The sequence below is a fragment of the Nostoc sp. ChiQUE01b genome (genome assembly GCF_034531255.1).
GTDB lineage: Bacteria > Cyanobacteriota > Cyanobacteriia > Cyanobacteriales > Nostocaceae > Nostoc.
The window spans coordinates 20,851-44,443 of sequence record NZ_JAVRBM010000009.1 but is presented as its reverse complement, the minus strand read 5'-3'; the positions used below and the strand labels follow the sequence as shown (position 1 = coordinate 44,443).

General features: G+C 41.8%; 10 protein-coding genes and 2 pseudogenes. 9 read left to right on the top strand and 3 right to left on the bottom strand.

Annotated features, from left to right (window positions below; translation table 11 throughout):
* Positions 1-44: 44 nt before the first annotated feature.
* Positions 45-4,271: a chemotaxis protein CheB gene (locus RMY63_RS08570; RefSeq protein WP_322728298.1), complete on the bottom strand. Its 4,227-nt coding sequence runs from the start codon at positions 4,269-4,271 to the stop codon at positions 45-47.
* Between the two features lie 1,628 nt (positions 4,272-5,899).
* On the opposite strand from RMY63_RS08570, the gene secA reads away from it, so the two are divergent.
* The 6 genes from secA to RMY63_RS08540 all read left to right on the top strand — a co-directional run bounded on the left by secA (position 5,900) and on the right by RMY63_RS08540 (position 11,609).
* Positions 5,900-8,692: a preprotein translocase subunit SecA gene (gene secA / locus RMY63_RS08565; RefSeq protein WP_322728297.1), complete on the top strand. Its 2,793-nt coding sequence runs from the start codon at positions 5,900-5,902 to the stop codon at positions 8,690-8,692.
* Between the two features lie 88 nt (positions 8,693-8,780).
* Positions 8,781-9,035 carry a UPF0175 family protein gene (locus tag RMY63_RS08560; RefSeq protein WP_322728296.1) on the top strand — a complete coding sequence of 85 codons (255 nt, stop codon included), beginning with the start codon at positions 8,781-8,783 and terminating at the stop codon, positions 9,033-9,035.
* 2 nt (positions 9,036-9,037) lie between these two features.
* On the top strand, positions 9,038-9,529 hold the full coding sequence (locus RMY63_RS08555) for a DUF3368 domain-containing protein (protein ID WP_322728295.1): 492 nt from the start codon (positions 9,038-9,040) through the stop codon (positions 9,527-9,529).
* Positions 9,530-9,620: 91 nt separating this feature from the next.
* Entirely contained in the window at positions 9,621-9,824 is a 204-nt protein-coding gene (locus RMY63_RS08550; RefSeq protein WP_322728294.1) for a hypothetical protein, read from the top strand.
* 255 nt (positions 9,825-10,079) lie between these two features.
* Positions 10,080-10,772 (top strand): DUF3800 domain-containing protein, encoded by a 693-nt coding sequence (locus RMY63_RS08545; RefSeq protein WP_322728293.1) that lies wholly within the window; start codon positions 10,080-10,082, stop codon positions 10,770-10,772.
* A 153-nt stretch (positions 10,773-10,925) separates the two neighbouring features.
* Positions 10,926-11,609 (top strand): class I SAM-dependent methyltransferase, encoded by a 684-nt coding sequence (locus tag RMY63_RS08540; RefSeq protein WP_322728292.1) that lies wholly within the window; start codon positions 10,926-10,928, stop codon positions 11,607-11,609.
* A gap of 42 nt (positions 11,610-11,651) precedes the next feature.
* Here RMY63_RS08540 and RMY63_RS08535 read toward each other — a convergent pair whose 3' ends face one another.
* The gene (locus tag RMY63_RS08535) at positions 11,652-12,095 is read right to left on the bottom strand and encodes a hypothetical protein (RefSeq protein WP_322728291.1); all 444 of its coding nucleotides are present in this window, start codon (positions 12,093-12,095) and stop codon (positions 11,652-11,654) included.
* Positions 12,096-12,446: 351 nt separating this feature from the next.
* On the opposite strand from RMY63_RS08535, the gene RMY63_RS08530 reads away from it, so the two are divergent.
* The 3 genes and pseudogenes from RMY63_RS08530 to RMY63_RS08520 form a co-directional block, all read left to right on the top strand.
* The gene (locus RMY63_RS08530) at positions 12,447-17,915 is read left to right on the top strand and encodes an AAA family ATPase (protein ID WP_322728290.1); all 5,469 of its coding nucleotides are present in this window, start codon (positions 12,447-12,449) and stop codon (positions 17,913-17,915) included.
* Positions 17,916-18,284: 369 nt separating this feature from the next.
* Positions 18,285-19,316, top strand: a pseudogene (locus tag RMY63_RS08525) (PAS domain-containing sensor histidine kinase); the annotation flags it as partial.
* 564 nt (positions 19,317-19,880) lie between these two features.
* A pseudogene (locus RMY63_RS08520) lies at positions 19,881-20,744 on the top strand (sensor histidine kinase); the annotation flags it as partial.
* Positions 20,745-20,972: 228 nt separating this feature from the next.
* Here the strand turns inward: RMY63_RS08520 and RMY63_RS08515 are convergent.
* Complete coding sequence (locus RMY63_RS08515; protein ID WP_322728289.1) at positions 20,973-23,549, bottom strand: penicillin acylase family protein; 2,577 nt, start codon at positions 23,547-23,549, stop codon at positions 20,973-20,975.
* Positions 23,550-23,593 lie beyond the last annotated feature (44 nt).

Sequence of the window (23,593 nt, the reverse complement as noted above, 5' to 3'; positions counted from 1 at the left end):
TGGAAGAAATTAGATAATTATACACCTCCTGCCTCCTGCCCCTTTTAAATATTTCTCGTGCGTCTACCTAAGGAAGCAATTAGGAATAGTAGTTGATCTGGATCAACTGGTTTAGCAAGATGCATTTGGAATCCGGCTGAGAGTGCTTCTCTTCGTTCCTCTTGAGAAGCAAACGCTGTCAACACTGCGGCGGGAATTTGTCCACCTGCTTCTGGAGTTAGCGCTCTTACTTGACGAATTAGTGCATAACCGTCCTCGTCTGGCATTCCAATGTCTGACAAGAGTACATCATATCCTCTAGGGTTTGCTATTAGTCTTGAAAGTGCCTCTCTTACTGATGCAACTGCTGTTACTTCAACTCCGTACTGCTCAAGCACTGTAATAAATAAATCACGGATATCTGTTTCGTCATCAACGACAAGTACCCGTAAACCCTCCACTGATGGAATATTATCAATCGCCTCTTCCGGTTGCTCTATTGCAGCGACTGGTTCGATAGTACTCGGCAGATCGCTCTCTTCCAAGTCTACTTGCAGTGGTAGCCTGACGATAAATGTTGCTCCTTGCCCTACACCCTCGCTCTGGGCAACAATTGTACCACCGTGGAGTTCTATTAAATGACGTACAATCGAAAGCCCTAACCCTAGTCCTGGATTCGAGCGGGTTCTGCTGCCATCAGCTTGACGGAAACGCTCGAAAATAAAGGGGAGAAAGTCTTGGTTAATACCTTGACCTGTATCACTAACTTGAATTTTAGCTTGCAAGTCAGTGTACTCTAGTGTGACTTCAATTTTTCCGTCTATTGGGGTGAATTTTATGGCGTTAGAGAGTAAATTCCACATCACCTGTTGTAAGCGGGATGGATCACCTAGTACAGTTTTGGTGGAAGGGGAAGGATTTAGCCTGGTTTCTAATTGAATGTTTTTGGCTTCTGCTGCTAGACGGATAACTTCGATCGCAGCTTCAATTGTAGAGGTAAGCCCAATTGGGTAGGTGTTTAAACGCAGTCTACCTGCGGTAATGCGTGAGATGTCTAACAAATCCTCAACGAGCTGGGCTTGAGCTTTGGCGCTGCGCTCGATGGCTTCGAGTGCTTGCTGAGTCCTCGCTTGATCAAGCCGCTGGCTACGCAGCAATTTCGCCCAGCCCAAAAGCAAATTTAGGGGATTGCGAAGTTCATGAGAGAGAACTGAGATAAATTCATCTTTGGCACGATTGGCTATCTCAGCAGCAGTACGGGCTGACTGTTCTTGATCTAAGAGTCGAGTACGTTCTGCTTCTAACTGCTTGGGGTGGGTGATATCTTCAATCATCAAGAGAATTACTGGCATATCCTCGTCGATTTGCGGCATTCTCCGGGCATTGAACCGGACGGTTTTTAATCCATTCTCGAAGTGATGTTCAACTTCAATGTCTTGAAAAGATACTTCGCTAGGGTGAAGATTTTCTAAGAGCGATCGCAATTCTGGAATATCCCACTGTCCATCCCTAATTTCAAAGATTGTGCGTTGTTCTATTTCTGCTGATACTAGCCGGAAGGTTTCGTAAAAAGAGCGATTGGCTCTAATTACCTGTAAGTCTAAGTCGAGTACCAATAAAGATTCTCGGACGCTATCAACGATTGCTTCAGTGTAATTGCGAGAGACTTTGAGTTGATCGACGCTGTGTTTGAGGGCATTAATGTCAATTAAGACGACTACAGCTCCATCAATTTTGTTGTCTATCGTCCGGTAGGGTCGGATTCGCATGTCATACCAATAACCCTGCTGGTTTTGAACTTCTTGAGCTTTATGATTTAGGGTATTAATCACCTCTAATATCTGCTCTTCTAAGTCGGGGAGATTCAGGTTATGGTTGATATCACTGAGCGGTCGACCGACATCTGTAGAAATCAAGTTGAAAATTTCCCCAGCTACCGGAGTAAATCGCCGAATCCGTAAATCCCCGCCCAGCATTAGAATCGGAATGTTAATACTGCTCAGGAGATTTTGCAAATCGTTGCCAACCTGAGTTGATTCGATATTCCGGCGCTGTAATTCGTCGTTAATCGTATTCAATTCTTCATTGGTAGCCTGAATTTCTTCTTTAGCAGTTTCTAATTCCTCATTAGTACTCTGCAATTCTTCGTTGCTGGAGAGAATTTCTTCGTTAGCAGCTCTTAAGTCTTGATTGGTGGCTTGCTGCTCCTCGATAATTGATTGAAGATATTCTTTAGTAGTAGCTAATTCTTGTTTGAGTTGGGTATTCTCTTGCTGTTGTGCTGTTGGTTGCCGTTTGGAAGTGTTTTTAACAGGTTTGGCGACCTCTGTTACAGCAGTTTCTACCTCTAGTACATCTTCAAAAATAACTAAAAAGTAGCGTTCTCCCACTAAAGGGGGTTGTAACGGAATCACATCAATTTTAATTTGCCTGAGTTGATCATCCTCTCTAATCTGTATACCTTCCTTTGTCACCGCCTCATCCCGCTTTTTTGCTTGGTGGACGGCGGTACGTAGTTCTAGCCGCAATCCTTCTTTTGCCATTTTCAGCAAGTTAAGGCTGGCTTTGCCAGGTGCGGGTTGGAGAAAAGGACTAGTCTGTCCCCTAAATTGAATAATCTCCAGGTCGTTGTTGATAATCACACTGGCTGGAGCGTAGCGATTTAAGATAATTCGGTCAGCTTCTTTGTGTATTTCTAGGTCGTTCCACTCTTCTTCGTTTACTGTTGGCTGAGAGTTGGCGGGTTCTTTGGGATAACTGCTGTTGATTAAATCAATCCCTAGTCGAGCAGGTGCAATTTTCCTAGCATAAATCTTGTACTTTCTGTCTATTAGCGAAAACAAGTCAGAAAACTCGCCAACTGTCTCTGAAGTGCCTAACATTAAAAAGCTCGTTGGCTTGAGACCATAGTGGAAGACTGGCAAGAGTTTTTTCTGTACAGCTGCATTCAAATAAATCAGCACATTTCGACAAGTAATCAGATCCAGTCGAGAAAATGGTGGGTCGTTAATCAGGTTTTGTCTGGCGAAGACACACAGTTCGCGCACTGGCTTGCTGATTTGGTAGCCATCCTCTACCTGGACAAAGAAGCGCTGTAGACGTTCTCGAGAAACTTGTGCTATCTGGCTGGGTTTGTAAACACCGAGTCTAGCTTTATCAATCGCCACTTCGTTAATATCTGTGGCAAAAATTTGGATAGATGGATTAATTCCCTGTTCTGACAAATACTCTAGTAAGCAAATGGCAATTGAGTAAGCTTCTTCACCTGTGGAACATCCTGTTACCCAAATGCGGATTGGGGAATCTGGTGTTCGACCTTTGACAATCACTGGAAATACTTTGGTCTTTAAGGCTTCAAAGGCTTCAGCATCGCGGAAAAAACTGGTAACAGTGATCAGTACATCTTGATATAAAGCATTTACTTCCCCAGAGTTTTCTTGGAGATATTGGACGTAATCTTCCAGTCTTTCGAGTTTATACAAAATCATCCGCCGTAAAATTCGCCGCTTTAAAGTAGTTTGCTTGTAATGGCTAAAGTCTACTGCTGTGGCGGTTTTAAGCAAACGAAAGATTGTCGAGAGAGCATCCTCACTTTCGGGTATTATTTCAGATGGTTTTTCTATGGATAGGTGCTTGACATAGGGATGAGAGCTGAGTTTTGCTAGCTCTTGTGCGATCGCTTGCGGTGTTAGGATAAAATCTACATTACCCGAAGCGACGGCGGTGTTAGGCATACTAGAAACTTTGGCGCTGTCTTCACACTGAGCAAAGGTAATACCGCCAACTGCCTTAATTTCTTCCAATCCCTGCGCGCCATCAGCATCGCCTCCTGATAGCACAACTCCAATCGCTTTACTTCCCCGCTCCTCTGCTAACGAAATAAAGAAAGCATCGACTGTCTTTGATAGCCCTCGTACTCTTTCCCGTGGTATTAGTTGTAGCACCCCTTGAGAAATAGTCATCGTTTTATTGGGCGGAATTACATATACATTGTTCGGTTCTACAGTCATCCCCTGTTCTACTTCTTTTACAGGCATTTGGGTTGTCCTGCCAAGAATTTCGCTCAATAAGCTTTTTTGATTAGGACTTAAGTGCTGAATTAGCACAAATCCCATACCAGTATCAGTTGGTAAATTACGCAGTAATTCTGTGAATGCTTCCAATCCGCCTGCTGAGGCTCCCATCGCCACAATGGGAAATAATTTATTATCATTGTTCTGCTGCTCCGTCTCAGACGCATTAGCAGCAGTGGAATCAGATTGAGATTTCTTAGAAGGCCGCTTAGATGTCATAGTATGCAGGAAAAAGCAGGGGGCAGAGTTTATACTTGATTTTGAGAACTGGATGTTTTAAAAGTCCCTAAAGGTATAATTTTGCAGTTCTGCACTGGGTTAAGCGTATCGCAAAATCAAGGTTACGCCATGTACTGAGATGCTTTGCTGTACTAACTATGAGAAAAAGACCCTTTTAAAACATCCTTTTAGCAGATTTAAATTCGGTATATTATAAATTACACGTTTCTAGTTGTACTTTAATAAATTATGAGTTGAATAAAATAAATTTAATAAAATTTGGGGGTTTAAGTCCCCTGTCTCTATAGACAGCGGGTTTTGTGTCGGGGTTAAATCCCAGTTACAAAAGCGAATTGCGAATTGCGAATTGGTTTAATGCTTTGTAAATTACTAGGAAGAATTAATCACTTTCTTTTTATTGGTAAAAAAAGTCAGCTATTTATATTGACTATTATTCTTTTATTTTATATAACTAAATGTATATTTTACCAATAAGAAAAAGGCTTAACATCTATCCTGGTAAATAAGTTGTCGATGAATTATTTTCTAAAAAGATATCAATTGCTTAATATTTTTAATTCAATAGACCTCTTGCATAAATCAATGAGCTTTTACCCTAAATCCATCTCCACAAGGATAAAAGAGGGACTTTGAAATTGCCTCTCCTTCTCCCAATATTGGGCGAAAGGGTTGGGGTTGAAGGTAGTTTTGCATTCGTGCAAGAGGTCTAATGATTGCCATTCAAAAAAATATTGTAGAGAGGTTGCATACAACCTCTCTAAAATGCCATGTATATTTTTACAATAATCTATCTATGACATTTTTGTTTCTAATCAAATAATAAATCACAGAATAAAATAAACTAATGTGTTTTTTTTACACAGTATGTTTGCTGTAAAATTCATCAGTAATCATCACTCTCAGCCAGAATTTATTGACTCTGTGCGTTTAAAAATTAGGGACTTCCAGAAAATAAATTATCCAATTTACTCAGATAATATTTTTTTCTCCCCCTGCTCCCTGCTCCCTGCCCCCACAGCGATAGGATATTTTTTTAGTTGGAAGTCCCTTACCAGTTGTGGTTCAGGTGTTGGTGATTTTCCAAAACTCCACATTGCCAGTACAGCAGTCGAAGCATAGGTTAAGACTATGTTGGTTGCTGAAAAAACCTTTGATAATACTGAGTTTCTACTCAGCACGGGCTAAACGCCCCGCTACCGCTAACAGCACTCAGCACTTTGCTATACCTTTGCCTGTGGCTAACTTAAATATGGTAGCTTTTGGCTAGCGATCGCGATCCAGCTATTTAAACCTGAGTACTGAAGGAGTGACCTGCTTTGTGTCACCATGTTTTATCCCATCATCTACCCTTTTCTAAAAACCTGCCCTTGAAAGCTCCCTCTCTGACCCTATCTGGGGGCAAAATGATACTATGAAGAAAGAGTAAATATAAGATAAGAGTTAAAACCAATCAGTTTATTAAATGATTGGCTAGTTTTTATCCCGCTTTTGAGGTAATTCTCATTTCACACCCATCCACGACCAAGACGTTTGGGCTGGGTTAAATGTTTATAATCAATGCCGACCCTTTAATTCTCATCCCCCTTGATTCAGTTCTATAACCTGCCATGTTAAAACTTTTGTTGGGCGACCCCAACGCTCGTAAGCTTAAAAAATACCAACCTTCTGTTACTGAAATTAACCTTTTAGAGGAAGAAATTAACGCTCTTTCCGATGAGGAGTTAAAAGGTAAAACCGTTGAATTTAAACAACGGCTCGCTAAAGGCGAAACCCTAGATGATATATTGCCAGAAGCTTACGCCGTTGTTCGGGAAGCAGGACGGCGAGTCTTAGGCTTGCGGCACTTTGATGTCCAACTCCTTGGCGGTATCATTTTGCACGTGGGGCAAATTGCCGAAATGAAAACTGGCGAAGGTAAAACACTAGTCGCTACCTTGCCGAGTTACTTAAATGCTCTGACTGGTAAAGGTGTACACGTTGTTACCGTCAATGATTACCTGGCTCGTCGGGATGCAGAATGGATGGGACAGGTGCATCGGTTCTTGGGGTTGAGTGTGGGGCTAATTCAGTCAAGCATGACTCCTAGCGAACGTCAGAAAAATTACGACTGTGATATTACTTATGTCACCAACAGCGAAGTAGGATTTGACTACTTGCGGGATAACATGGCGACATCAATGGCAGATGTGGTGCAACGCCCGTTCAATTATTGCGTGATTGACGAGGTAGACTCGATTTTAATTGATGAAGCGCGGACACCGCTAATTATTTCTGGGCAGGTGGAAAGACCGACAGAAAAATATCTGCAAGCTGCTGAAATAGCATTCACACTCAAAAAAGACGAGCATTACGATGTGGATGAAAAAGCTCGTAACGTGCTATTGACAGATGAAGGGTTTGCGGAATCAGAAAATCTTTTGGGAGTCACAGATTTATTTGACCCAGAAGATCCTTGGGCCCACTTCATTTTCAATGCAATTAAAGCCAAAGAACTTTTCCTCAAGGATGTAAATTACATCGTCCGCAATGGGGAAGTGGTAATTGTGGATGAATTTACTGGACGGGTACTACCCGGACGGCGTTGGAGTGATGGACTACACCAGGCGATTGAAGCCAAAGAACACGTAGAAATTCAGCCAGAAACTCAAACTCTAGCGACAATTACTTATCAAAATCTGTTTTTGCTATATCCAAAACTGGGCGGAATGACCGGAACAGCAAAAACGGAAGAACCGGAATTTGAAAAAATTTACAAATTGGAAGTTGCGGTAATTCCTACCAACCGCGATCGCAGACGCGAAGATTTGTCTGATATGGTGTTCAAGACAGAAGCAGGCAAGTGGGGAGCGATCGCTAGAGAATGTGCCGAAATGCACGAACTCGGCAGACCTGTATTAGTGGGAACCACTAGTGTAGAAAAATCCGAACTTCTTAGTCGGCTACTGAAGCAGCTGGAGATTCCCCACGAATTACTCAACGCCCGACCAGAAAACGTCGAACGTGAGGCGGAAATCGTCGCCCAAGCCGGACGCAAAGGTGCTGTTACCATTGCTACCAATATGGCTGGTAGAGGTACAGACATCATCCTCGGTGGGAACTCCGAATATATGGCGCGTCTGAAGCTGCGGGAATACTTCATGCCCCGGATCGTCATGCCAGAGTCAGAAGATGCCTTTGGCGTGCAAAGAGCAGCCGGATTGCCTACAGGACACGGCGGTGGTCAAGGTTTTGTCCCTGGCAAAAAAGTCAAAACTTGGCGGGCTTCGCCAGAAATTTTCCCGACCCAGTTGACAAAAGAAACCGAAAAACTACTCAAAGATGCAGTAGAAATTGCAGTACGTGAGTATGGCGATCGCAGTTTATCGGAATTGGAAGCTGAAGACAAGGTAGCTGTGGCCGCAGAAAAAGCTCCCATTGACGACCCCGTGATTCAAAAGTTGCGAGAAGCATACAACCGTGTTAAGGAGGAATATGAACAATTTACTACTCGCGAACACAATGAGGTAGTAGGAATTGGCGGTTTGCACGTAATTGGTACAGAACGCCACGAATCGCGGCGGATTGATAACCAGTTGCGCGGACGTGCAGGAAGACAAGGCGACCCTGGAACCACGAGATTCTTCCTCAGTTTAGAGGATAACCTACTGCGGATTTTTGGAGGCGATCGCGTTGCTGGGTTAATGCAAGCCTTCAACGTAGAAGAAGATATGCCCATCGAATCGGGGATGCTTACCCGCAGTTTGGAAGGCGCACAGAAAAAAGTTGAAACCTATTACTACGACATTCGCAAACAGGTATTTGAGTATGACGAGGTGATGAATAATCAACGTCGTGCTATTTACGCCGAACGCCGCCGAGTCCTAGAAGGTCAAGATTTGAAAGAACAGGTGATTAAATACGCTGAAAAAACGATGGATGACATCGTTGACTTCTACATCAATATAGACTTGCCCTCGGAAGAGTGGGAGTTAGAAAAGTTGGTTGAGAAAGTCAAAGAATTCGTCTATCTGCTAGCGGATTTACAAGCGAGTCAATTAGAAGATATCACCGTCAGCGAGATTAAAGCCTTCCTCCACGAACAGGTGCGAATTGCTTACGACCTCAAAGAAGCGCAGATTGACCAAGTTCAACCTGGACTGATGCGCCAAGCGGAACGTTTCTTTATCTTGCAACGCATTGATACACTGTGGCGGGAACACCTGCAACAAATGGATGCCTTGCGCGAATCGGTAGGATTACGTGGTTATGGCCAAAAAGACCCGCTGATTGAGTATAAGAGCGAGGGGTATGAATTGTTCTTGGATATGATGGTTAACATTCGCCGAGATGTGGTGTACTCGTTGTTTATGTTCCAGCCGCAGCCGCAGCAAATGGTGCAGGCAGAATCGGAGATGGTGTAGGTAGAGAATATCTCATGCAGAGACGCAGAGGCGCTAAGAAATCTTAGCGTCTTTGTTTTATGCTGAAAGTAAAACGTTGTTTTTTGCTATGAGTCAATTTGTGAGTTCAATTAACCTGCAATTATCTCCAGATTCCATAAGTCAAGGTGAGCAGGCTATTCGTCAGGAAATTGCCTTGCAGTTATACGACCAAAATATTTTTACTTTTGGTCAAGCACGCCGCTTGGCTAATCTATCTGTATGGGAATTTCAGCAACTTTTAGCGCAACAAAAAACTCCACGCCATTATACTGAAATGGATTTAGCAGATGATATTGAGTCAATTAAAACAAGTTCTTGGTAGTTGTGACAGTTATTTGCAATGCTACGCCTTTGATTAACTTCGCTGCTATCAATCGTCTTGATATTTTACAGGCAGTGTTTGGGACAATTGTTATACCCCAAGCTGTATATAATGAAACGACGGGTTCAAGCTTCCCAGGTTCAGAATTTATATTGGAAGCAATTGCTTCTGGATGGCTACAAGTTCGTTCTGTTTCAAACATAGCACTCAACATCCCCCCAGAGTTAGATAATGGGGAGCGAGAAGCCATTGCCTTAGCTCTCGAAACTGGTGAGCTAAACATTTTGTTAGATGAACGGGAGGCTCGCCAAGTAGCTAAAAATTTGGGATTACAGGTAATTGGTACTCTCGGCATTCTCTTGTTAGCAAAAAATAGAAAAATTATTCCTCAAGTACAACCACTACTTGATGCCATGATTGCTATTGCCCAATATTGGGTCAATGCCACACTCTATAAACAAGTCTTACAGCAGACAGGAGAATTAGTTGAGTAGTCTCTTTGAGAGCGCAGAGCGAAAGTTTTCTTAGCATTTTTGCATATTTGTGCATTGCTAAAAAATAGTGTATTTTCAGGAGTTTGCTGAAATGGGTAAGTTAATACTACCAAATCTTCAGGGTAAGCAAATGGGGCAAGTAATAGTTACCCTCACTGTCACGAATCGAATTGATCGAGTTCTGGCACAACGAGGCTTTATTTCTAGTAGTGACACACGAAAAGGGTCAAATTATAGAATGGATTCATCGACAGGAACGGCAATATTTACCTTGAACGTCCTCACAGCAAAGTAATTGACGTTATCGAGCTTATAAACAAACTCAAGATCAAAACTGAAAGTTTCTACCAGATGCAAGGAATTGGTATATCGATTGGTCGAACTGAGTAAACTAATTTAGTCTACTTTTATCATTAGGCAGGCAGAGACAAGCTAGCCTATAAAGTAGCTGATATAATATGAATAGCAGTCAAGAGGTCTGACCTTTTCAGATCGCGGAAGCTAGGTTTTCCCTTGACTGATTTTTATTGTCTAAAAATATAGAACAGCCATGTATTTGCTGTATGCAGATGAGTCTGGCACAACGCACGACTCAAACCAACAATATTTTGTACTGGCTGGATTTTGTGTATTCGAGCGTCAAGGATACTGGATTTCTGATCAGCTTGACCAAATTGCTGCTAGATTTGATCCCGCTGATCCGGTATCAGTTGAATTGCACGGTAGTCCAATGCTGAGTGGTAGAGGGAAGTGGAGGAGCTATTCTAAGAGTGATAGAGAGAAAGCTATTGAAGATATTTTACAGGTTTTCCTAAAGTCACACCCAAGTAACCGACTATTCGCAAGCGTGATCAAGAAGACTGTAGTATCACCAAATGACCCTGTTGAAGTTGCATTTGAACAACTGGCTAGTAGGTTTGATAGGTATTTGATCAGGCTGCACAAAAATGATAATACACAAAGAGGCATCATAATTTTCGATAAATCCACTTACGAGACAACAATTCAATCTTTAGCAACTGACTTTAGAACTATTGGATACAGTTGGGGTGTTATCAGAAACTTTTCGGAAGTGCCTTTATTTTTGGACTCAAAAGCTTCGAGACTAATTCAACTTGCTGATATACTCGCTTACGCAATTTTTAGACATTTTGAAAAAGGAGATACCAGGTTTTTCTCTATCATTCAGTCTAGATTTGATTCTGAAGGTGGTATAGTTCATGGATTACATATACAGCAATAAAATTATATTTTTTTAACACTAATATAGGTAAAAATCCTGGATTCAAAAGCTTATAAAATACTATTGTTTCATATTAATTAATGAAAAAGCTTTTATTTATCTGTAGCCAGATTAACAATTCAAAATTCAAAATTCAAAATTCAAAATAAAAAAATGAATATTCAAGAAGTTTTTAATATTGCCGCAGGAGATTACAATAACTTACGTCGTGTTTTAATTCCCTGTTTTGATGACTTTTACAAAACAGCCGTTGAAATCATCCCAGGCGATTGGACTGCGCCGCTGAAGGTTCTAGATTTGGGTGCTGGTACTGGACTTTACTCAGGTATGGTTCAGTCCGTCTTCCCTAATGCAGAGTTCACTTTGCTGGACTTAGCCCCTGAGATGTTAGAAAAAGCTAAGTTGAGATTTAGCAAAATGGGTAAATCTCCCAAAATCTTAATTGGTGACTACATTGAGACTGATTTAGGTAGTTCATATAACCTGATAATCTCTGCCTTATCGATTCATCATCTGTCAGATGTTGATAAAGAACTTCTTTATCAACGGATTTATGATGTTCTCAATCCTGGAGGGATATTTGTTAATGCCGATCAAGTTCTCGGCAAAACACCTGATTTAGAACAACTTTACCGTCAACACTGGCTAGATTCTGTCCGCGCGAAGAATATTTCAGAGCAGGATCTCAAAGCTGCACAAAAACGCATGGAATACGATCGCATGGCAACCCTTGATATTCAACTTAGCTGGTTAGAAGCGGCTGGGTTCAAAAATGTGGATTGCTGGTACAAAAATTTTAGCTTTGCTGTTTTTGGTGGTTATCGACCAACTATTTAACCACTATTTTTGCGATCGAGATTCCAGGCAGAGGAGAATTGATTATTTGCCAGAACAGTAGCTATTAATTTCATTGACTATTAAACTTTCTTCGTTACTACTTTTTTGCAGAGATACCAAAAAGCCCTTTGCTGCGGGTAGATTTTTTTTATCTATGGCTGTTGCTGCATTATTCAACTCCTTGCTGATATTCTGATAGAGTGTGATAAAACGTCCTTGGAAACCTTGCAATTTTTCGTCCTTAATTTCCAGTGCTTTCATCTCTTTGGCAAGTGAGTCTATCTTACCAGAAAGTTCAGTTAAAGCTTTGGAACCTTTTGCCGGATTCGGATTTTTAGCGAATTCTTGACCTAGAGTAAATGCCTGATTGGCAACCTTTATGACTTTGTTACATTGAGCAACTTTACTTTCTCCACAACCTGCAAATAATAAGGCGATCGCAGTAGTGACTGAAAGTATAAAACTTTGCTTAAATACGCGTTGCATGGGTTCTATGATCTCCAACTATGTTTCGTGAAAGTTGGGCAGTAGAAATGGATAATCAGCGAAAATACTTTTTCTAAAAAGAATCTTTATTTTTGTTTTTAACTTTCTTTGTACCCTGTTACTTTATACTTCATTTTTCCGCTAATGTGTATGTAATTACACGCAAAAAACCGGATTTTAAAGAAGGAGTCAGAATTCAGAAGCAATCTCGCCCTTGGATTTAGACCCCTTTATTCATCTTGACTTTTGACTCTTGACTTCTGCCTTGCGATACTAGCAATGCTCATTTGACCCCATAAAATATGTAAGCGTGTATGGGAATACTAAATCTAGCGCTTAAGATTTTGTAATATGATTAGTATTCCTGGATATAGCCTTAGCGAAGAACTTTATAATGGTTCGAGAACTCTGGTTTATCGGGCTTTTCGAGAGACTGACTCATTATCTGTAGTCATCAAACTGCTGAAAAATCCTTATCCCAGCTTTAGCGAACTAGTACAATTTCGCAATCAATACACCATCGCCAAAAATCTCAACTATCCTCTAATCATCCAAACCTACAGCCTAGAACCGTTCAAAAATGTCTATATGTTAGTGATGGAAGACTTTGGGGGTATTTCCCTTAAGGATTATTTCGCCAACAATAGTAATGTTGTGTCTCTGGATGAATTTTTACAAATTGCGATCGCTCTGGGCGATACCTTAGATATTCTCTACCGTCATCACATTATTCATAAAGATATCAAACCTGCCAATATTCTAATTAATCCTGATACCAAGCAAGTTAAACTAATCGACTTTAGTATCGCTTCATTACTCAATAAAGAAAACCAAGAAATAAAAAGTCCCAATGTATTAGAAGGAACCCTCGCTTATATTTCCCCCGAACAAACTGGAAGGATGAACCGAGGGATAGACTACCGTAGTGATTTCTATTGTTTGGGTGTGACTTTTTATGAATTACTGACGGGAGAGTTACCATTTATCTCTGATGAGCCGATGGAGTTGGTGCATTGTCATATTGCCAAACAACCGCCAAACCTAGAAGGCAGGAGGGAAGAAATACCAACAGTCTTAGGCAAGATAATCAGTAAGTTAATGGCGAAAAATGCCGAAGACAGATATCAGAGTGCTTTGGGATTAAAGCACGATTTAGAAACTTGTTTGTCTCAACTCAAAGAAACTGGTGAAATTACCTATTTTGAAATTGGTCAGAGAGATATTTGCGATCGCTTCCTAATTCCCGAAAAACTTTATGGTCGAGAAATTGAGGTTGAGCAATTATTAACTGCATTTGAGCAAGTTTCTCAAGGTTACAGCGAAGTGATGCTTGTTGCTGGTTTTTCTGGGATTGGCAAAACTGCGATCGTCAACAAAGTTCACAAGCCAATCGTCCAGCGACGGGGCTATTTTATCAAAGGGAAATTTGACCAGTTTAATCGCAACATTCCTTTTTCGGCATTTGTGCAAACTTTCCGCGATTTAATCGGGCAATTGTTGAGTGAAAATGATGCTCAATTGTCAAGTTGGAAAAATCAAATTTTACAGGCTGTAGGGGAGAATGGACAAGTCATCATTGATGTGATTCCTGAATTAGAACGTATCATTGGAGTCCAACCATCTGCGCCAGAACTATCAGGTATCGCCGCCCAAAATCGGTTTAATTTACTATTTCAAAAGTTTATTCAAGTTTTTACCCAGCCGGAACATCCCTTGGTGATGTTTTTGGATGATTTGCAATGGGCGGATTCTGCTTCATTGAATCTAATCCAACTGCTGATGGCAGAGTCAGGAACAGGCTATCTTTTGATGATTGGTGCATACCGAGATAATGAGGTGTTTGCAGCACATCCATTGATGCTGACTTTAGATGCGATCGCCAAAACCAGGACAAAGGTAAATACTATCACCTTGAAACCCTTAAGCCAAAACAGTCTCAATCAGTTGGTAGCCGATAGCCTCAACTGTGCGATCGCCTTGGCGCAACCCTTAACTCAATTGGTGTATCAAAAAACCCAAGGTAATCCCTTTTTTACTACCCAGTTTCTCAAGGCACTGCATGAAGACCAACTAATTACTTTTGATACCCAAGCTAGACATTGGCAATGTGATATTGTTCGGGTGCGGGAAGCAGCACTGACAAATGATGTAGTGGAATTTATGGCTGCTCAGTTGCAAAAATTACCAGAAACCACTCAAAATATTCTCAAGTTGGCGGCTTGTATTGGCAGCCAGTTTGATTTAAATACATTGGCGATCGCTTTTGAACAAACACCCACAGAAACAGCAGCCTGTTTGTGGAATGCTTTACAGTCGGGTTTAATAATTCCTCAAACTGAAATTTATAAGTTTTTTGTTGGTGCAACAGATCAACAGATAACTACACCAACTTCAGAAATAATTAAATATAAATTTTTGCATGATCGTGTGCAACAAGCTGCTTATTCTTTAATTCCCCAAGCAAAGAAACAGAAAACACATTTACAGATTGGTCAACTTTTGCTGAAGAATATACCTGAAATAGAACGGGAATCGAAAATTTTCGAGATTGTTGGTCAATTAAATCGGGGATACACACTACTAAATAATCAAACAGAGCGAGATGAATTAGCTTATTTAAATTTCATAGCAGGCTCTCGTTCTAAAGAAGCTACTGCCTACAAAGCGGCAATTGAATATTTGACTCTTGGTATTGAGTTACTTGATGACGTAGCTTGCCGCCGTAGGCATCGCTGCTGGCAGAGCCAGTATAATCTAACATTAGCACTCTCTGAAGCATTAGCAGAAGCTTACTATATGGGTGGAGAATTTGAGCAGATGGAAACATGGGCAGAATTAGTTTTGCAACACACCCATACTTGCTTAGAACAGGTAAAAATTTATGAAGTAAAAATTCAAGCCTATATAGCTAAAAATCAGCTTTTAGAAGGTATTTCTGTGGCTTTAGAAATTTTGCAAAAACTGGGTGTGGATATACCAGAAAATCCCACCCCAAATGATTTTATGCAAGGCTTACAAGAAACACAAACAATCCTCGCCAACCGTCAGCCCTCTGAATTAATTGACTTGCCATTGATGACGGATAACAATCACCTGGCAGCATTACGAATTTTATCAGGTATGTTTGGACTTGCCTATAATGGCTGTCCGGCAATGTTTCCCTTAATAGTATTTAAACAAGTTAACTTATCTGTTCTCTACGGTAATGCTAAGTTCTCGGCATGTGCTTATGCAAGCTATGGTTTAATTCTTTCTGCTTTTCTTGGAAAAATAGAGGAAGGATACGAATTTGGACAATTAGCGATCGCTTTGTTAGATCGACTGAATGACAAGTCACTCAAAGCCAAAATATTTTCTGTTTTTAATGTTTTTATTAAACATCACAAAGAACCTCTCAAAAATACCTTACAGCCTCTTTTAGAAGGGTATACTGCTGGTCTGGAAATGGGTGATATTGAGTGGGCAGTCTGGTGTGCTTTCCCATATACACTTTATCTTTATATGACAGGTTGTGAACTCACAGAAGTTCTGGCAGAAATGGAAACCTACGGTAACGCAATTCTCCATTTTAAGCAAATGACCCAGTATAATCATTTTGTTTCTTACCACCAAAGTGTTTTAAATCTCCTGGGTCAATCTGATATTCCATTTCAACTGCAAGGGTATATCTATGATGAAACAATTATGCTACCTCAGCATCAGCAAGCAAACGATCGCCCTGCGGTTTATCACCTGCATATCAACAAAGTGATGCTTTGCTATTTGTTTGCAGAATACGAGCAGAGTTTGGCTGCGGTTAGTATCTGTGAAGAATATTTAGACGGCGTACCAGGGCTGTATATTATCCCCTTATTGTATTTTTATGATGCCTTAGCCAGATTAGCTTTGTATCCTCATGCAACATCATTACAGCAGTCAGCACTGCTTGAGCGTGTTGACAACAACCTAGTTAAGATACAGCAATGGGCATCCTATGCACCTATAAACTATCTGCATAAATATGATTTGATTAGCGCCGAGCGATGTCATGCTTTGAACCAAAAATTAGAAGCAATTGAACTTTACGATCGCGCTATTTGTCTTGCTAAAGAAAACGGCTATATCCAAGAAGCAGCATTAGCCAATGAACTAGCAGCGAAATTTTACCTAGATTGGGGTAAAGAGAAAGTCGCCGCAGGCTATATGCAAGAAGCTTACTACTGCTATGCCAAATGGGGAGCATTAGCCAAACTCACCCATTTAGAACAAAACTATCCCCAACTACTAGCGGCGATTCTCCAAACTCCTAGCTTGCCGATTACCAATCAGGGAAGCATCGCCCCAACCTCGATGAGAAGTTTCACTAACGTCAATAACAACCAGGATTTATGGCTAGATTTTCCGGCGGTAATCAAAGCAGCACAAGCCATCTCCCAAGAAATTGAGTTAGAAAAACTCTTGGCTACTTTAATGCAGATTGCGATCGCTTTGGCAGGAGCGCAAATCGGTCGTTTAATTCTGCGCCAAGACGAACAATGGTTAGTAGTTGCTCAAGCCGATTCCAAGCAAACACAAAAGTTAGAAATTCCCTTAGATCAATGTCAAGAGATTCCCCAAAGTTTGATTTATGCGGTAGCGCGGACGCAACAGAAAGCTGTGTTTGAAAACTTGAGCGATTTAGCACAATTTGCAGGCGATCGCTATGTTACCACCCACCAGCCTAAATCTGTGTTATGTACCCCAATTAGCCAACAAGGAAAACTAATTGGCATCCTCTACTTAGAAAATAATCTTACCACAGGAGCATTTACGAGCGATCGCCTGCAAGTCATTCAACTACTTACCGCCCAAGCAGCTATTTCCTTAAAAAATGCCCAGTTGTATTGCCAATTAGAGGAATATTCCCATAGTTTAGAGCAAAAAGTTTCCGAACGCACCCAAGAACTCACACAAAAAGCAACTCAACTAGAATCAACCTTGCAGGAATTGCAACTGACTCAATCCCAAGTAATTCAATCAGAAAAAATGTCGAGCTTGGGACAATTGGTTGCTGGAATCGCCCACGAAATTAATAACCCTGTTAATTTTATTCACGCGAATATTAGCCATGTGAAAGAATACATGCAAGATTTATTAAACTTGGTCAATCTCTATCAGCAGTCCCATATCAACCAAGTGAAAATTCCAGAATTATTAAATGAAATTGATTTAGAGTTTATTCAATCAGACTTACCCAAAACGCTCCAATCGATGCAAGTGGGGACTGAACGTATCGGTCAAATTGTGTTATCTCTGCGAACCTTTTCACGTATAGACGAAGCTGAATTTAAAGAAGTTGATATCCACGCAGGTATTGATAGTACAATTATGATTTTACAACATCGGCTCCAAGAAAAACCAGAGCGTCCGGCAATTGAGATTATTCAAGATTATGGTGAATTACCTGTAATTGAATGTTATGCCGGACAATTAAATCAAGTATTTATGAATATTTTGACAAATGCGATTGATGCAATCGAAGAGAAAAATCTGCAACAGAATTTTGAGAAAATAGAAGCAAATTCGCAGCAAATAAAAATTCGGACTTCAGTTATTGATACCAACTGGATCGAAATTGCGATCGCTGACAATGGTATAGGTATGAATTCCCAAGTTCAACAAAAAATATTTAACCCATTTTTTACCACTAAATCTGTTGGTAAAGGGACGGGAATGGGTATGTCGATTAGTTATCAAATTATTACAGAAAAACACCGTGGCAAATTAAAGTGTGTTTCCATCCCCAATCAAGGCACTGAGTTTGTGCTGCAAATCCCTATTCGTCAATCATCAGTAAACTAAAAGTACTACTACATAGCGATCGTCCTGTACCAGTTGCTTCAGTTATCCTAATACGCATGTACTAAAATTTAGCGATCGCCTGTGCCAGTTGTGTAAGTCCTGTTCAAGTCACGACTTCGTTAAGCTAATACGCTTACATATTGCACTACTTTTTGTAAAGACTGTCATTAGTCATTTGTCCTTTGTGCTTTATAAACACCAATGACAAATGATTAATGACCAATGACAACCACCAGTGAATGTGCAATTTAAATGCGTAACAGCTTGTAGCAGGAAAAAATTGCGATTGCAGATGAAGCAATCGGTGAATTTTAGGGAAGACTGAGTTTACGTCCTTATTTTCATTTTCCTTATTTTTCTGTGCTAATTATGAGTGAGCAACCGAATTCAATGCCTCCACTGCGCCGAAGTCTCACTTCACAAGAAACCTGGGGGTTTGGATTTAGCGGTTTGCTTTTATGGTTAGGGACGGCTCCTGCTATGCATGCCGCACTAGGCCCGCAGGCGCTCTACGTATGGTTGCCTGGAACCATCATTGGCATACTGCTCAACCTGCAAGTTAAGCGGTTAGGGACATATTTCCCAGAGGTTGCTGGAGGTACGCCAAACTATACGACCCGCTTGCTCCAGCGATTGCCAAACTTGGCTCGCTATGGGGCGATTGGCTACCTGCTCGGCTGGGTCTCTGTTCCGCCTATGGATGCGATTATTCTGACCGATTTAATTAAGGCGAATCTGACTCCACTAGGCATTACCTGTCCAGAGACTCTACTCAGAATCGGGTTTACAGTTCTGCCCTTTATCGTTGCTTTCAGTGGAACTCGCACGCTAGGCATTTTGCACTCTTTCTTTGTATTTCCGGCGATCGGGTTTCTTCTTACCTTTTGTCTCCAAGGCATTGGTTGGTTGAGTTTTGCCCCCACTAGCCCTGGAGTGCTGCCCGATCTGGGAGCAAGCAGCATTTCCCTGATCGATTGGATGAAATGGTTCTTTATCGCCGTCTATGCAGTTTATGGTTGCGAGACGACATCTTCATTTGTGGCAGATAGCCTCCAACCCAACATTACTCTACGGTGTTTGCAGGTGACTGCTGGATTGATTCCGATCGTCTATCTCGGTGGATCATGGGTTTTAATGCAGTTAGCCACAGCCCCCGGATTAGGTAATAGCGCCTATCTCAATCTCGTGGCAGCAGCCCAACCCTTCTGGGGCGCATTCGCCCCCGCTCTTGTCACCTTTCTAATTACATCAGGGTGTCTCCTTAGCTCTGCGACTGCTGTTTCTAACTGTCCCCGGATTTTGTATCAGTTAGCCAAAGATGGCTACTTACCGCCCGTATTTGCCGTGTTGTCTCGCCGGGGAGTGTTTGAACCCAGTTTAATTTTTATCCTGGGGCTGAGTCTAATTTGCTTGGGGTGGGGCGATGTGGAACGGGTTGTGATGGTGACGGGCACGGGCTATCTGACTTCAATGATGGCAATTCACTTAGGTGAGTGGGTGAGTCGGCGGCGACCAGCAGCCCGATGGCCCTGGTGGTCGCTGGGTTTCTTTGGTATTGAAGCGATTGTTTTGGTAGTGGGCGGATTGGCATGGGGCTGGCAGGACTTAGCCATTGGATTGCTCCTACCTGGGCTGGTGAGCATAGCAGGCACTCAATTACCGCGCTTGAACGTCTCGCTGTTCCATGCCGATGGGTGGATGCAACGGTATCACCAGCAACCCCATACCAGCAAAACAGATTGGTTGGCATTTCAGGTGATGATCTTAATTGGCTTAGTGTGCAGTGCGGTCACTATTGGCTGGTGGGCGAGGGCGGGTTTAGATCAGGTGGGTGTGGGGCAAAATGTCGCGTTGTTTAGCATTTTGTTAGTGACGGTTGCCTTCGCGGGAGTAGCGATCGCCTGTTGGACTAGTCTGCCCCAAATTGCCGCCATTACTGAAGCCCGAGAACAGGTCGAACGCACACTGCTGGATTTGCAACAAGCCCAAACGCAACTGGTGCAGGCAGAAAAAATGTCAGCATTGGGTAATTTAGTTGCTGGGGTTGCTCACGAAATGAATAATCCTTTGGGCTTTATTTCTGCTACTCTCCAACAAGCTAAACCCACAATTGCTGATATTATTGAACACTTGAAACTCTATCAAGAAAGTTTAATCAAACCGGATAATGACATTAAAGACCACGCCGAAGAAATTGACTTGGATTATAGCTTAGAAGACTTGCCCAAAATGATTGATGGAATGGTCATGGCCTGCGATCGCCTGAAAAATGTCAGCACCAGTCTCCGCACTTTCTCCCGTGCAGATAAAGATTATAAAGTACCTTTTAATATCCATAAAGGCATTGATAGCACAATTTTAATTCTCAAACATCGCCTGAAAGCAAATGAACAACGTCCAGCCATTGAAGTGATGACTGAGTATGGTAAATTACCTGAGTTTGAGTGTTTCTCTGGGCAATTAAATCAGGTATTTATGAATATTTTAGCGAATGCTATTGACGCATTAGAAGAAGCAAATTCGGGGCGGAGTTTTAGAGAAATTAAGGATAATCCCAACCAGATTATAATTACAACCTTAGTGGTAGATGAGAACGTAAAAATATCAATTGCTGATAATGGCAACGGAATCAGTGAAGGAGTCAAAGAAAAAATATTTGACCATTTCTTTACTACAAAAGGAGTTGGTAAAGGTACGGGTTTAGGACTGGCGATCGCTCAGTCTATTGTGGTAGAAAAACATAACGGTTCACTGGTTGTAAATTCTACACTTGGTGAAGGAACTGAATTTGTCATTACCTTACCAATTCTGACTCAAACTCAAAATTAACGTGAGTTCGACGGTTAGAAAAAGGTAAAAAGCTTGCTAGATATGAAGCATAAGAAACTGAACAGGTATTGCGATGCCTGCAACGGGCAACTCTTGGAGACGCTGCGCATAGCTTGCTTAAGAGCAGGGGTACGCCTACGCTAAGATTGATTCAGAATCGGCAAAAAAGTCACAAAAAAACACCGAGACTAATTATTAACATAGTTTGATTTTTTCCACTCCTTCTACTTACTCTGCCAATTTGGGAACTAACTTCAATATTGCAGCAGTATTATTTGCAATATTCTTTTGTTCCCAAAGCATCTGGTGGTATTCAATTTTGCGCCAGGGTTCAACCATATCGTTGTAATGGTTATGGAAAGCATGGCCTGATTGCCCAGGAGTGTGAATTGCTACTGAGTTATCTAAATTTTCCAAATCTACAATCATCCGCAGTGAAGGAATATCAGTCACCTCAAAGGATTTATTTGCTATCCAGCGGTTAGCATTTACTGTTTCGCCGTTACCAGATGTCGCAAATGCACCACGATTAAATAAAGCTTCAATCGGTGCAACCCCAGATTTACCCAAGGTGGCATTCCGAAAAGTAATGGTATGCAGCTTGCCCCAATTCCAGTTTTTCGGGTCTTTGCTTTGAATTCGTTCTAATTCATCCACAGCTTCTTTAAGGGATTGTCGCAGGATTTGGTCGCGGTTCTCAACTTTTGGGGTGTTGCGGTTGTCCCACCAAGAACTATTGGGCTGGTTGACCAGATTTGCTACCACAGCATACCAGCGATCGCCTCCATCAGGAAAGTACTTTTCAGGCAACTGATCGTGAAAGGTATCTGCTAGCAAATGTTTCCAGAATACTTCAAATAAAGCAGCAGCAGGCGATGTCATTGCTAACTGCAAATTCCAATCTCGCAGTAGTTTTTGGGCTGCTTGCAACTGAGGGGTATCAACAGTGATAGATTGCAGTAGTGGCAATAGTGTTTGTGCATTGAGATTGCGATCGTCACCTTGTATCTGCTGCACATCCTTCAGGGAAATCGCCTGAGTTTGTTGTGAAATCATTTCAACAATCCGCTTTGCTCGGTAGCCATAAACCCAGTCTGTGGTAATTAGATAAGGATATTCACGGTTAACTAAATTATTGGCAGTAGCAATATAACCTAGAGGTGGATTAAAACTTTTGGGCAATTTCTCAAAGTCAATATAGCCTTGCCACTCATATTCATCCGTCCAACCAGGAACGGGATAACGTCCATCTCCCTTTGCTCGGATGGGGAATTTACCGGGCATTTGGTAGCCAATATTGCCATCAATATCAGCGTAGACCAAGTTTTGAGCCGGGACATCATAGTTGCTGGCAGCAGTACGGAATTCCTGCCAGTTTTGAGCGCGATTGATTTGGGGAATCGCATATCCTAGTTTGGAAGGTGCTAGAGCTGTCCAGCGCAAGGCTACGGCATAGTTTTGCGGTAATTCTAGCGGCTGACTTGGCTTGAATTGCTTCAAATTAGGCGAAACATCAGAGAGAATCGGCCCATGTCGGGTATAGCGTACCGTTTGCACAATCGGCTGACTTCCGGCTACTTGAATCGTCTCTTGCACGAGTTGCATATCAACCCATTTGCCATTAACCTCATACTGATTGAGATTATTTGGGTTGATTTTGTCGATGTATAAATCCATCACATCAGATTGTACATTGGTGACACCCCAGGCAATGCGATCGCTATGACCGATAATTACCCCAATCATTCCCGCAAAAGAAAAACCAGAAACGTTGTAGGGACATTCTGCACTCTTGGGTGTGCAATGCAAACCAACCTCATACCATATAGAGGGAATTTGCACACCTAAGTGCGGGTCATTCGCCAAGATTGGCTTACCTGTTGCCGTCCGCTGACCAGATATCACCCAGTTGTTCGAGCCAATACCTATTCCCGTAGACCCAATGAGTTGTTTTAAAGCCATCATCGGCTTAGTAATTGACTCTAAAGCAGGGAATAAATCTGGAGAATTCAGAAGTGCTTCAACATTATTGTCTCTCTCTCCCCCTGCCTCCCCTGCTCCCCCTGCTCCCCCTGCTTGCTGGAACTCAGGCAAAATCACTGGTAGGTCTTTAGGGTAAGGCGGAAAAAGTTCCTCTACTTGATTTGGGTTAAGAGTTTTGAGCAAAATAGCACGTTCAATTTCACTCTCGAAATTTCTGCCCAAGTCGTAAGCCATTACCTTACCCCAAGTCAGAGAATGCAGTATTTGCCAAGGTTCTGGCTTATACCCAGGATTGAGGAATTTTAGCACAGCGTATTCTAGACTCAGGGCGCTGCCTTGATGCTCTGCCAAATAGGCATTGACACCATCGGCGTAAGCTTCCAGGGATGCCTTCATCTCTGCATTCATTTCCTGAATTTCTTGCTGCGCCACCCTCGCCCAACCCATTGTCCGCAGATATTTATCAGTGTCAACCTGAGAGGAACCAAACATTTCTGAGAGTCGCCCAGAACCAATATGTCGCCAAAAGTCCATTTGCCAAAAGCGGTCTTGGGCGTGGATATAACCTTGCCCCATAAATAAATCGTGAGAGTTGGCAGCATAAATATGAGGAACTCCCCATTTATCGCGCTGGACAGTTACTTCGGCTTTCAGTTCAGGTAATTGAATTGTGCCACTTTCTTGAGCAAAGGATTGACGCACAGTGTAGGTAGAAAATCCCACTAACAATAGCCCTAGCACTAACAGGAAAATCAGAGTAATTTTGAGTCTTTTACGTAACAAACCTTTCCTAGAGTTTTTCATTTGAGCTTCTTGTGGCATTGTTTAGTGAAATTAGGCAATCCTACAAGGTATTTAATCAGAAT